The sequence below is a fragment of the Bradyrhizobium sp. Mp19 genome, from assembly GCF_029952935.1.
Taxonomy (GTDB): domain Bacteria; phylum Pseudomonadota; class Alphaproteobacteria; order Rhizobiales; family Xanthobacteraceae; genus Bradyrhizobium; species Bradyrhizobium elkanii.
This window is the reverse complement of record NZ_JASAUT010000004.1, coordinates 279,150-291,835: the sequence shown is the minus strand read 5'-3', so window position 1 is coordinate 291,835 and position 12,686 is coordinate 279,150. Positions and strand designations below refer to the sequence as shown.

The 12,686-nt window shown below is 65.7% G+C and carries 10 protein-coding genes; 8 read left to right on the top strand and 2 right to left on the bottom strand.

What is annotated here, in order from left to right:
• Positions 1-186: 186 nt before the first annotated feature.
• Positions 187-1,803 carry a L,D-transpeptidase gene (locus QJT82_RS07860; RefSeq protein WP_264641709.1) on the top strand — a complete coding sequence of 539 codons (1,617 nt, stop codon included), beginning with the start codon at positions 187-189 and terminating at the stop codon, positions 1,801-1,803.
• 85 nt (positions 1,804-1,888) lie between these two features.
• Here QJT82_RS07860 and QJT82_RS07855 read toward each other — a convergent pair whose 3' ends face one another.
• Positions 1,889-2,947 carry a class I SAM-dependent methyltransferase gene (locus QJT82_RS07855; protein ID WP_035630961.1) on the bottom strand — a complete coding sequence of 353 codons (1,059 nt, stop codon included), beginning with the start codon at positions 2,945-2,947 and terminating at the stop codon, positions 1,889-1,891.
• Positions 2,948-3,127: 180 nt separating this feature from the next.
• Positions 3,128-4,555, bottom strand: a complete 1,428-nt coding sequence (gene glgA / locus QJT82_RS07850) for a glycogen synthase GlgA (RefSeq protein ID WP_035630980.1) — start codon at positions 4,553-4,555, stop codon at positions 3,128-3,130.
• Between the two features lie 153 nt (positions 4,556-4,708).
• On the opposite strand from glgA, the gene QJT82_RS07845 reads away from it, so the two are divergent.
• The 7 genes from QJT82_RS07845 (at position 4,709) to QJT82_RS07815 (ending at position 12,639) form a co-directional block, all read left to right on the top strand.
• Positions 4,709-5,938, top strand: coding sequence for a CoA transferase (locus QJT82_RS07845; RefSeq protein WP_035630960.1), 1,230 nt, complete (start codon positions 4,709-4,711; stop codon positions 5,936-5,938).
• A 306-nt stretch (positions 5,939-6,244) separates the two neighbouring features.
• The gene (locus QJT82_RS07840) at positions 6,245-7,720 is read left to right on the top strand and encodes an ABC transporter substrate-binding protein (protein WP_245288629.1); all 1,476 of its coding nucleotides are present in this window, start codon (positions 6,245-6,247) and stop codon (positions 7,718-7,720) included.
• 6 nt (positions 7,721-7,726) lie between these two features.
• Positions 7,727-8,677 (top strand): ABC transporter permease, encoded by a 951-nt coding sequence (locus tag QJT82_RS07835; RefSeq protein WP_028338875.1) that lies wholly within the window; start codon positions 7,727-7,729, stop codon positions 8,675-8,677.
• Positions 8,664-9,536: an ABC transporter permease gene (locus tag QJT82_RS07830; RefSeq protein ID WP_028338874.1), complete on the top strand. Its 873-nt coding sequence runs from the start codon at positions 8,664-8,666 to the stop codon at positions 9,534-9,536. Before QJT82_RS07835 ends, QJT82_RS07830 begins: the two co-directional genes overlap by 14 nt.
• The gene (locus QJT82_RS07825; protein WP_028338873.1) at positions 9,533-10,519 is read left to right on the top strand and encodes an ABC transporter ATP-binding protein; all 987 of its coding nucleotides are present in this window, start codon (positions 9,533-9,535) and stop codon (positions 10,517-10,519) included. The genes QJT82_RS07830 and QJT82_RS07825 overlap by 4 nt, the downstream gene beginning before the upstream one ends.
• Positions 10,516-11,484, top strand: coding sequence for an oligopeptide/dipeptide ABC transporter ATP-binding protein (locus QJT82_RS07820; protein WP_028338872.1), 969 nt, complete (start codon positions 10,516-10,518; stop codon positions 11,482-11,484). The genes QJT82_RS07825 and QJT82_RS07820 overlap by 4 nt, the downstream gene beginning before the upstream one ends.
• An 84-nt stretch (positions 11,485-11,568) precedes the next feature.
• On the top strand, positions 11,569-12,639 hold the full coding sequence (locus QJT82_RS07815) for an alcohol dehydrogenase (RefSeq protein ID WP_028338871.1): 1,071 nt from the start codon (positions 11,569-11,571) through the stop codon (positions 12,637-12,639).
• The last annotated feature ends 47 nt before the right edge of the window (positions 12,640-12,686 follow it).

Sequence of the window (12,686 nt, the reverse complement as noted above, 5' to 3'; positions counted from 1 at the left end):
GCACCCTTTCTCCTGCATGTGCCGTCATATATGAGTGAATACATAAGTGATTTGCTGCTGGAACGAGCCCGATGGTCCCCAGGAGCGAGTTCGCGCGTTGAACCGTGTCGGCGATTAATCAATCCAAAATCGCGGTCTGGTACGGGATTGACGCAGCGCGGGCAGGCATTTCGACCGAGGAGCGGCATGGTACATCGAACGACGACGGCGCAAACCACCGGAGCGATGCGGCGTTGGGGCCAACCCGCCTTTGTGACATTCGCGGCGATGGTCACAGTTGCGTCACTGACCGGCGGCGTCGCGGCGAAAGAGCAGCGTCCCGCGGCGGCCGTCGAGGCGACCGCGCAGCGCACCGCTGGCGAGCCGATCATGGCGATCGTGTCGATCAAGGCCCAGAAGGTCACGCTCTACGACGCCGAGGGGTGGATCTACCGCGCGCCGGTGTCGAGCGGCGTCAAGGGACGCGAGACGCCGGCCGGCGTCTTTGCGCTGATCGAGAAGGACAAGGATCACCACTCGACCCTCTATGACGATGCCTGGATGCCCAACATGCAGCGCATCACCTGGAACGGCATCGCGCTGCATGGCGGGCCGCTGCCGGGATATGCGGCCTCGCATGGCTGCGTGCGGATGCCGTACGATTTTGCCGAGAAGCTGTTCGACAAGACGCGGATCGGGATGCGGGTGATCATCGCGCCGAACGACCCGGCCCCGGTCGATTTCAGGCATCCGGCGCTGTTCGTGCCGAACGCGCAAGCCATTGCGGCGGCTCCGGCGCGCGCCGAGAAGCTCAGTCGCGAGGCCGCGGATGCCGCCAAGGCAGCCGACGAGGCTAAGAAGGCTTCGGTAGCCGCGTCCAAGGAAGCTGCACTGTTCACGCCGGCGTCGCTGCGCAAATTGCAACAGATCAAGACCCGTGCCGACGCGGCGGTTGCGTTGGCCGACAAGACGCTCGCCGCGGCCAAGACCGATCTTGCCAAGGCGCGCGCCGAGGATCTGAAGCAGAAGGCAGTGGCCAAGGCCGCGGAAGCGACCACGCAGTTCGAGGCCGCTCAGGGCGACGCCAAGCCGAAGCTCGACGCCGCAGCCGCCGCTAAGGACGCCGCCAAGGCGGCCGAGACCAAGAAGGCCGATACCCAGAAGGCGTCGACCGAGGCCAAGCTCGCGCTGGAGCCGGTGTCCGTCTACATCAGCCGCGCGACGCAGAAGCTCTACGTCCGGCGCAACACCCACAAGCCATGGGCTGATGGCGGCGAGGTGTTCGACTCGAGCATCGAGGTTCCCGTCACCATTCGCGATCCGGACAAACCGATCGGCACGCATATCTACACGGCGATGGCGCGCAACGACGCGGGCGGCCTGCGCTGGACCCAGGTGTCGATCGACGACGGAGACAACGCCAAGGACGCGCTCGACCGCATTACCATCCCGCAGGATGTGCTGGACCGCATCGCGCCGACCGCCGTTGCGCACTCCTCGATCATCATCTCGGACGAGCCGCTGAGCGCCGAGACCAACTATCGCACGGAGTTCGTCGCCGTGCTGAGCAACCAGCCCCTGGGCGGTTTCATCACGCGCAAGCCGACCCGGCCCATGATGACCGACGACATGATCGCGAGCAGGGACGAGGACGGTTTCGGCTTCTTCTATCAGCGCAGCTGGAATCCCCAGGCGCCGACCAATTATGGTAGCCCCCAATACGGCGCTCCCCAGTTCGGTAGCCCCCAGATCTATGGCAATCCTCAAGCCGCCAATCCGCGCCGGCGCGGCGGCCAGTATTACTGGCAATCGCAACAGTGGTAGTGGGGCGGGGGCAGGCCGCCCATCACGGTGAGCCTCCGACGGCGGCGTGATGCCGCCGTCGAAACGCACTGTGCGATGGACTGCCTTACGGGCGAGCTTCCAGGATCAGGTTGAACGGCGTTTCAGCGGCGCGGCGGAACCGCGAGAAGCCGCCCTGGCGCGCCACCTCGCGCAGTCTTGCCTCTCCGGCCTGCGCGCCGAGCGCGAGCCCGACCTCCTGGTCCAGCGACGCCGGCGTGCAGATCATCGTCGACGCCGCGTAGTAGACGCGCCCGATCGGATTGAGGTTGTCCTCCAGCCGGTCGTTGGCGAACGGCTCGATCAGCATGCAGGTGCCGTCGTCGGCGAGGGTGGAGCGGGTGTGCTTGAGGGCGCCGACCGGATCGCCCATGTCGTGCAGGCAGTCGAAGAAGCACACCAGGTCATAGCCCTTGGCCGGGAATGTCTTGGCGGAATGCGTTTCGAAATGAACGCGGTCCGACAGTCCCGCCTCCCGCGCGGACTTCCGCGCCGCCTCGATCGAGCCCTCGTGGTAGTCGAAGCCGTAGAAGGTTGATTTTGGAAACGCTTCCGCCATCAGTCGCGTCGAGACGCCGTGCCCGCAGCCGACGTCGGCGACGACGGCGCCTTTCTTCAGCTTGTCGACGACGCCCTCGAGCGCCGGCAGCCATTCCTGGACCAGATAGTGCTTATAGCTGGTGCGGAAGAAGCGGGCGGTGCCGCAGAACAGGCACTCGCTGCGCCTGTTCCAGCCGACGCCCTTGCCGGTCTTGAAGGCGTCGGTAATCTTTGGCTCATCGAGAAAGGTCGCGCCGACAAGGCTTCCGACGGCGCCGAGGAAGACCGGGCTGTCCTCGTCGGCCAGCGCGAGCGCCTGCTCGGGCAGCATCGAGAATTTTCCGGTCGCCTTGTCGTACTCGATGTAGCCGGAGGCCGCCTGCGCCGACAGCCACTCCTGGATATAGCGCTCGGCCGTTCCCGTCGCCTTGGCCAGGGCCGCGGCATTCATCGGCCCGCCCTGCGCGAGAGCCCTGTAGAGCCCGAGCTTGTCGCCCAGCAGCATCAGCGAGGCATTCATCGCCGCGCCGACATCGCCGATCATCTTTCCCATGAATGAATTGAGGCGCTCTTCGTTGACGTCCATGATGTTCCTCCATCGCAATCGCGTTTGGCCAAAAGTCATCATTCGCAATTTCACGCATGCGTCGTCGTCCAGCCGTGTGGCGACGGGATCGCCTGAAAGGTTCGGTGCAATGACCCGATTGTTACCGGGCCGGTGGGATCCCACAGCCGTCGGGCTTCACAAGCCCGCGAGGCGGGCCGCTTACGCCATCACGCGCGGCATGATCAGCCTTTTGTACAGCGCACCATAGCAGGCGGCCGACAGGTCCCAGCTGTAGGACTTGGCCATCGCGCTGGAGCGCATGGCGTTGAGCCGGTCCTTGGCGCGGTAGGCGTCGAAGGCGCGCCTGACGCCGCCGAGGAAGGATTCCGCCGACGGCTGCGCAAACAGGAAGCCGGTCTCGCCGTCGGCGATGGTTTCCGCAAGCCCGCCGGTCTGGTGGCCGATCGGCAGCGAGCCGAAGCGCTGCGCATACATCTGGCTGAGGCCGCAGGGCTCGAAGCGCGACGGCATCAGCGTGAAATCGCTGCCGGCGAAGATCCGGCGGGCCTGCCCATCGTTGAAGCCGATGATCACGCCGATCGCATCGGGCCGGCGGCGATGCGCGGCCACCAGCGCTTCCTCGATGGCGGGCTCGCCGCTGCCGGTGACGACGATCTGTCCGCCGTCCCTGACGATCTCGTCGGCGGCGGACAGCACGAGGTCGACGCCCTTCTGATGCACGAGGCGTGCGACGAGGCCAAAGATCGGCCCGCGCGAGACCGCAAGCCCGAACTGACGGCGGACATAGTCGGCGTTGGCCTGCTTGCCCTTCCAGTCGCCGGAGCCGAACGGCTGTGCGAGCTGCGCGCAATGGCGCGGGTCCCAGCTCTCGTCGATGCCGTTCAGGATGCCGGTCAGCTGGTCGGCGTCGGAGCGCACGCGGAGCAGGCCTTCCAGACCGCAGCCGAGCTCCGCGGTCGTGATCTCCCTGGCATAGGTCGCGCTGACCGTGGTCAGATGCGAGGCGTAGACGAGGCCGCCCTTGAGGAAGGAGAGCTTGTCGTAGAACTCCAGCCCGTCGATGTGGAACGAGCTTTCCGGTGCGCCGATCCGTCGCAGCGAGTCTTTCGGAAACAGGCCCTGATAGGCGAGATTGTGGATGGTCAGGATCGACGGAATCCGCGCGTTGCGCCAGGCGAGGTAGGCCGGTGTGAGCGCGGCCTGCCAATCGTTGGCGTGTACGAGGTCCGCTGCCCAATCCTTGTCCAGCATTCCGGCTGCAAGTTCGGCAGCGGCGGAGGCAAAGCGGCCGAAGCGGATGTCGTTGTCGGGCCAGTCGCGGCCGGACTCATCGCCATAGGGATTGCCCGGCCTCTCGTAGAGTTGCGGGCACAGCAGCACGTAGACCGGAAGTCCGTCCCTGGTCGACGCACGCCCGAGCGTGCAGGCCGGCATCTCGGCGAGCGCTCGGCATTGCCCAACGATTTCAATATGCGTGAACTGTTCGACTACATCCCGGTAGCCGGGGAGCATGATCCTGACGTCGCTCCACGGGCGGAGAGCCCGCGGAAGGGCAGCGGAAACGGCGGCGAGCCCGCCCACGCGGACGAAATCGTCCATCTCCGTCGTGACGAATAAGACCTTCAACAAGCGCCCTCGTTCCAGCCCGTGACAGGGCTATGCAAGATCGGGTCCAATCTGCCTTTGAGTAAAATGCAATACGGCCCGCGCTCCCGGTCTGGACGAGACGCTTTCCTGCCAGGGCGGCTCACTTTAGGGTCACGCGACGCCGAACAACCAATGACGAAGGTGGAGGAAGCCTTGCCGACGACCATAGCCGCTGACGATGAGGGGAATTTGACACGGAGCTTCGACGGCCTTCGCGTGCTCGATTTTTCGACCACGATCGCCGGACCTCATTGCACGCGGATGCTCGCCGACATGGGCGCGGAGGTGATCAAGATCGAGCCCACTGAGGGCGAGACGATGCGGACGCGGCCGCCGGTGCGCAACAATTGCTCGACGGCGTTCGGCCAGCTCAATATCGGCAAGAACAGCCTGGTGCTCGACCTGAAGTCGGCGGCCGGCGTCGAAGCCGTGCGCCGGCTGATCGCCACCGCCGACGTGCTGGTGGAGAATTTTCGTCCCGGCGTGATGCGGCGACTGAAGCTCGATTACGCCTCGGTCCGCGACATCAATCCGAAGCTGATCTTCTGCTCGATCTCCGGCTACGGCCAGACCGGCCCGTCGGCGGAATTGCCGGCCTATGCGCCGGTGATTCATGCCGCCTCGGGTTACGAGATGGCGCATCTCGCCTATCAGCCGGGACGCAGCCGGCCGGACTATTGCGGCATCTATCACGCCGATGTGCTGACCGGCGTTTACGCCTTCGGTGCGATCTCGGCGGCGCTCTACCAGCGCGCCGCCAGCGGCAAGGGCCAGCACATCGACGTCTCGATGCTGGAATCGATGCTGAGCCTGACCCTGAACGAGTTGCAATGGTCGCAATTCGAGGTGAAGCAAACCCAGCGCCCGATGTTCGGCCCGATCGAAACCACCGACGGCTACGTGATGGTGGCGATCGCCAGCGAGAAGACGTTCCAGAACCTTATGCAGGTGATCGGCCGTCCCGATTGGGTGTCCGATCCGCGCTTCGCCAAATATTCCGATCGGCGGGACAACTGGGCGGGCCTGATGGAGGGCGTCGAGGCGTGGTCGCGCTCGGTTAGCACGCAGGCCTGCCTTGCCGCGCTCAATGAATATGGCGTGCCGTCATCGGCCTATCGCACCGTGCGCGAGGCACTCGCCGATCCGCAGATCGCCCATCGCGGCGCGCTGGCCGAGGTTGCGGACGGCGGCGGCAGCTTCAAGGTGCTCAATCTGCCGTTCCGCATGTCCGGCGCGACGGTCGGTGCGCGCAAGCGCATGTCGACGCTCGGCGAGCACACACTGTCCTATCTGAAGGAGATCGGGCTCTCCGAGGATCAGATCGCAGGCTTCGCAGCGCAACCGGCGAAGACGGGTGCGTAGTTAGAGCATGATCCGGACCCGGAGGGCCGCGTTCGCGTAAAGTGGGTGCCGGTTTTCCGAAAGATCATGCTCAAACAAGTAGATCAGATCACGATGCGAGCTCGTGAGATCGCATCGTGATCGCCCTGCGGCTTTTCATCCGTATTACGGTCTTGTCGCGCGCGGCGATTCCGGACAATCTGCCGCCCAACAGACGACGATCCGGAACACCGGACGTCGCCCACCTGGGAGGGAGCATTGATGAAGCTGGTCGGGCGCGCGCGCGCAGTTGCGCGCATATTTCTTGTGGCGGGATTAGGTGCAGCGATGTCAGCCGCACCGGCCCATGCGCAGAAGCAGGGCGGCACGCTCACCGTCGGCCAGGAACTGGACATTCCGGGCTTCGACCCGCTCAAGGTCGGCGTCTACGACACGTCGGCCAACACCGCCGCGGCCGCGATCTTCGACACGCTGACGACGCTCGATGACAAGGGCGAGCCGAAGCCGAAGCTCGCGCTGTCATGGACCCATTCCGACGACTTCAAGACCTGGACCATCAAGCTGCGGCCCGGCGTCAAATTCCACGACGGCACGCCGTTCAATGCGCAGGCGGTGAAGGAGAACTTCGACCGCCAGAAGGACCCGGCCAACAAGTGCCGCTGCGCCTTCTACATCACGAGCATCATCAGTGTGCAGGCGGTCGATGACCTCACGGTGGTCTACAATTTCAGCGACCCGTCGGTGAACTTCCCGGCGACCCAGTCGATCCAGAGCTCCAACAACGTCATGCAGTCGCCGACCGCATGGAAGACCAAGGGCGACGACTACAACCGCAACCCGGTCGGCACCGGACCCTACATCCTGAAATCCTGGACCGCCGGCGATCGCATGCTGCTGGAGAGGAATCCGGACTACTGGGACAAGGGCAAGCCCTATCTCGATCGCATCATCTTGAAGCCGCTGCCGGATGCGCAGTCGCGCTTTGCCTCGCTGCAATCGGGAGAGGCCGACATCATCTGGGACGACGAGGCCGACGCCGACAACATTATCAAGGCGCGCAAGGACACCAGTCTAACCGTGCATACCTATCAAGGCTCGGGGGCTGCAGTCGCGGCCTTCAACACCAAGGTCCCGCCGTTCGACGACGTGCGCGTGCGCCAGGCGCTGGTGATGGCGCTCGACCGCACGAAGATGTCGCAAGCGATCACCAATGGCCTGGCGCGACCGGCCAGCAATCCCTATGGCGACGGCTCCTGGGTGAAGTGCAAGGATGACGGCGCGTTGCCCTACGATGTCGAAAAGGCCAAGGCGTTGATCAAGGATTACGGCAAGCCGGTCGAGTTCAAGATGCTGGTCACGGCGACGCCGCGCGGCCGCACCGGTGGTCAGGTGTTGCAGCAATTCTGGAAGCGCATCGGCGCCAATATGGAGATCGAGCAGGTCGATCAGGCGACCATTCCGCCGCGCGCTTTCATGCGCCAGTTCCAGCTGACGCCGTGGCGCATCGTCGATCTCGCAGATCCGGATCCGCAGATGTACGCCAATTTCCACACCGGCAGCCCGATTGCGCTGGCGAACTACTCCAATCCGGAGCTGGACCGGCTGCTGGAGCATGCGCGAACCACCGCCGACGTTGCCCAGCGTACCGAGGATTACTGCGCGATCAGCCGGCTGATCAACAAGGAGGCGATCTGGTTCTGGACCTTCCAGAACACCTACTACGCGATCTCGAGCGCGAAGGTGAAGGGGGTGCCGAAGATGTTCAACGGGGTGCTCGACGTCTCGTACGCCTGGAAGGAATAGCCTTTCATGCTGTTCTTCGTCGCGCGCAGGCTCCTGTACCTTGTACCGGTGCTGATCGCGGTCTCGGTGCTGACCTTCGTGATCGCCTCGCTGTTGCCTGGCGATCTGGCCTACGTGATCCTCGGCGACCAGGCGACGCCCGAGAACGTCGCGGCCCTGCGTCACGACATGGGGCTCGATCAGCCGATCTGGCTGCGCTATCTCGGCTGGCTGTGGCACATCCTGCAGGGTGATTTCGGACGGTCCTTCCGCACCGGACAGACCGTGTTGCAGGCCGTCAGCGAACGCATCCCGGTCTCGTTCGAGCTGATGATCCTGGCCGAGCTGATCGGGCTTGCGATCGGCGTGCCGCTCGCGATCGCCTGCGCGGCCAAGGCCGGCAGCGCGTTCGACCGCTTCATGACCGGCTCGGCGTTCGGCATGCTGTCGGTGCCGACCTTCCTGTCCGCGATCCTCTTGATCTATCTGTTTGCGGTCGAGCTGCGCCTGCTGCCGGCGACCGGCTATGTGCCGTTCACCGAGGACCCGGTCGCCAATCTGCGCTTCATGGTGCTGCCGGCGCTGACCCTCGGGCTTGCGGAATGGCCGGGCATCATGCGCGTGCTGCGCTCCGACATGATCGCAGCGCTGCAGGAGGACTATATCGCGCTCGCCAAGGCGAAGGGCCTCAAGCCGTCGCGCATCCTGTTCGTGCACGCGCTGAAGCCGTCGTCGCTGACGCTCGTCACCATCACCGGCATCAATATCGGCCGCCTGATCGGCGGCGCCGTCATCGTCGAGTCGATCTTCGCCTTGCCGGGGATCGGCCGCCTCCTGGTCGGCGCGATCTATACCCGCGATCTGATCATCCTGCAGGGCGTGGTGCTGCTGGTCGCCGCGGGCTTCGTGATCATGAACTTCGTCGTCGACATGCTCTACGCCCTTCTCGATCCGAGGATTCGCCATGGCCACGCTTGAGCTCAGCCTCGAGGAAGAGGCCGGAACGACGCCGGCCCGGCGCCGCCGCGGGCTCGGCATGCTGTTCTGGATCGCGATCGGCTGGATGGCGCTGGTGTTCGCGGTCGCGATCTTTGCCGACCTGCTGCCGCTGCCGAGCCCGACCGACATGGACATGCTGGAGCGGCGGGCGCCGATTTCGGCCGAGCATTGGCTCGGCACTGACGGTCTCGGCCGTGACGAGCTGTCGCGGCTGATCTATGGCGCGCGCATCTCGCTGATCGTCGGCCTCTGCGCACCGATGATCGGTGTCACCATCGGCGGCGCGCTCGGCATGCTCGCGGGCTATTTCCGCGGCCGGTTCGAATCCTTCGTGGTCGGCAGCATGGACGTGCTGCTGGCGTTCCCGCCGCTGATCCTGGCGCTTGCAGTCACCGCCTATCTCGGCCAGTCGATCTTCAATCTGACCTGCATCCTCGGCGTGCTCGGCATTCCCGCCTTCATGCGGGTGGCGCGGGCGGCGACCTTGTCGCTGGCGCGGCGCGAATTCGTCATCGCGGCGCAGGCGCTCGGCGCTACGCATGCGCGCATCCTGCTGCGCGAGCTGCTGCCCAATGTGATGCTGCCGCTGCTCGCCTTCTTCCTGCTTGGCGTCGCCGTCACCATCGTGGTCGAGGGGTCGCTGTCGTTCCTCGGTCTCGGCGTGCCGCCGCCGATCTCGAGCTGGGGCAGCATGATCGGGGAGGGCCGCGAAAGCCTCGAGGTGGCGCCGCGGCTCGCCTTCATTCCGGCGATCGCGATGTTCCTGACCGTGCTTTCGTTCAACCTGATCGGCGATACGATGCGCGCGCTGACTGATCCGAGGCAGGGGGCGCTATGAGCCGGACGCTGCTCTCGGTCGAGAATGCGGTGGTCGACCTGCCGACGCCACGCGGCAATCTGCGGGCGGTCGATCATGTCGATCTTGCCGTCGGCGCTGGCAGGACGCTCGGCATCGTCGGCGAGTCCGGGTGCGGCAAGACCATGCTGTCGCGCGCGATCCTGCAGCTGCTGCCAAAAAAGGCGAAACTGTCCGGCCGCGTGATGTTCGACGGGCAGGATCTGACGAAACTGCCGGCGGAGAAATTGCGCAAGCTGCGCGGCCGCTCGCTCGCGGTCGTGTTCCAGGACCCGATGACCTCGCTCAATCCGGTGCTGACCATCGGCACCCAGCTGATCGAGACCATTGTAGAACATCTCGAACTCGATCTGGCCCAGGCCCGGCAGCGCAGCATCGAACTGTTGGCGGCGGTCGGCATTCCCGCGCCCGAGCAGCGCCTGGCGCAATATCCGCACCAGCTCTCCGGCGGCATGCGCCAGCGCGTCGCGATCGCGGTGGCGCTGTCCTGCGAGCCGCAGCTCCTGATCGCGGACGAGCCGACCACCGCGCTCGACGTCACGATCCAGGCCCAGATCCTCGATCTCTTGGCGCGCGAGCAGCAGCGCCGTCACATGGCGATGATCATCATCACGCATGACCTCGGCGTGGTCGCCGGCCGCACCGACGAGGTCGCGGTGATGTATGCCGGGCGCGTCGTCGAACGCGCGCCGACGTCGGCATTGTTCAAGCAGATGCGGATGCCCTACACCGAGGCGCTGCTTGCGGCGCTGCCGAAGCTCGACGTCGCGCCGCATACGCCGCTGCCGGCGATTTCGGGACGGCCGCCCGATCCGACCCGACCGCTCAAGGGTTGCTCGTTCTCGCCGCGCTGCCGCTATTCCGCGGAGCGCTGCGGCGCGGAGAAGCCGCAGCTCAGCCGGGCGGAGACGCCGGAGCATCTCTACGCCTGCTTCCATCCGATCACCGCGGGGGTCGGCGCATGATGCTGCAGGCCGCACCCGATCCGCTGATGAAGGTGGAAAACCTCGTTGTCGAATATTCGGTGGGAGGCAAGACCATCCATGCCGTCTCCGATGTCAGTCTCGAGATCGCGCGCGGCGAGACGCTGGGGCTGGTCGGCGAATCCGGCTGCGGCAAGTCCACGCTCGGCCGCGCCGTGCTGCAATTGCGCCAGGCCGTCTCCGGCAAGGTGCTGTTCGACGGGCACGATCTCACCGCCCTGAAGGGCGAGGCGCTGCGCAAGATGCGCCGGCGCGTGCAGCTGATCTTCCAGGACCCGATCGCTTCGCTCAATCCGCGGCGGCGAATCGGCGACATCGTCGCCGAGCCGCTGGTGATCGCGGGCGTCAAGGATCCCGAGGAACGCCGGCGGCGCGTCAGCGACGTGCTGTCGGCGGTCGGCCTCGATCCGGCGCTGGTGAGCGGGCGCCTGCCGCATGAATTCTCCGGCGGACAATGCCAGCGCATCTGCATCGCCCGCTCGCTGGTGCTCAATCCGGAATTCGTGATCTGCGACGAGCCGGTGTCCGCGCTCGATGTCTCGATCCGTGCCCAGATCCTCAATCTGCTGGAAGAGATGAAGGCGCGCTACGGCCTGACCCTGCTGTTCATCGCCCACGACCTCGCCGTGGTGAAGGCGGTCTCAGATCGCGTCGCGGTGATGTATCTCGGCCGGCTCTGCGAGGTCGGTCCGTCGGAGCAGTTGTTTGCACGGCCGGCGCATCCCTATACCGCGCTGCTGATCGAGGCGATCCCGGTGCCGGATCCGGATGTCCGCCCGACCCAAAGCGTGCCGGTCGGCGAGCCGCCGTCGCCGATCGCTCCTCCCTCCGGCTGCCGCTTCCGCACCCGCTGCCCGCGGGCCGATGCGCGCTGCGCCAGCGAGGTGCCGGAACTGCGCGTGGTTGCGCCGGGCCAGTTCGCGGCTTGCCATCATCCCCTGATCTAAATATCCGGAGGCCGACACCGCGTTTGTCCCGGACGGGCAGGCGTGGCAAGGTCCGCCGCAAGAACAAGCTACGGGAGAACAGCGATGAAGAGTTTCCAGGTCGTCGATTTCAACGCCCCCTTGAAGGAGGTCGATCAGCCGACGCCGCAGCCGTCGGGAACGCAGGTGCTGATCAAGGTCAAGGCCGCCGGCGTCTGCCACAGCGATCTGCATATCTGGGAGGGCGGCTATGATCTCGGCCACGGCCGCAAGCCGCTGTCGCTGAAGGATCGCGGCGTCTCGCTGCCGCGCACGATGGGCCATGAGACGGTCGGCGAGATCGTTGCCTTCGGGCCCGACGTCAAGGACGCCGACAAGGGCGGCCTCAAGGTCGGCGATGTCACGCTGGCCTATCCCTGGCTCGGCTGCGGCAAATGCCCGACCTGCCTCGGCGGCGACGAGAACATGTGCGCGATCAAGCCGAATGCGCTCGGCGTCTATTGCGACGGCGGCTACGCCGACCACATGACGGTGCCGCATCCGAAGTATCTGCTGAACCTCAAGGGGCTCGATCCCGTCACGGCCGCGCCCTATGCCTGCTCCGGTGTCACGACCTACAGCGCGCTGAAGAAGGTCGAGAAGGATCTCGACACGCCGATCGTGATCTTCGGCGCCGGCGGTCTTGGCCTGATGGCGCTCTCGCTGTTGAAGGCGATGGGCGGCAAGGGCGCGATCGTGGTCGATATCGACGCCAGGAAGCGCGAGGCGGCCGAAGCCGCCGGCGCGCTCGCGACCGTCGACGGCAAGGCGCCCGACGCGCTGGAACAACTCGTCAAGAAGGCCGGCCAGCCGATCCGTGCCGCGATCGACCTGGTCGGCAACGCCCAGACCTCGCAACTCGGCTTCGACTGCCTGACCAAGGGCGGCAAGCTCGTGATCGTCGGCCTGTTCGGCGGCGGCGCGCCCTGGGCGTTGCCGCTGATCCCGATCAAGGCGGTCACCATCCAGGGCAGCTATGTCGGCAATCTGCGCGAGACCCAGGAGCTGCTCGACCTGGTGCGGACCAAGAAGGTTCCGGCGATCCCGGTCACGCCGATGCCGCTGGCAAAGGCGAACGAGGCGCTGACCAATCTGCAGAAGGGCCAGCTGGTCGGCCGCGCGGTGCTGACGCCGTAGATCGAGTCGCCGTCATTCCGGGATGGTGCGTCAGCACCAGACCCGGA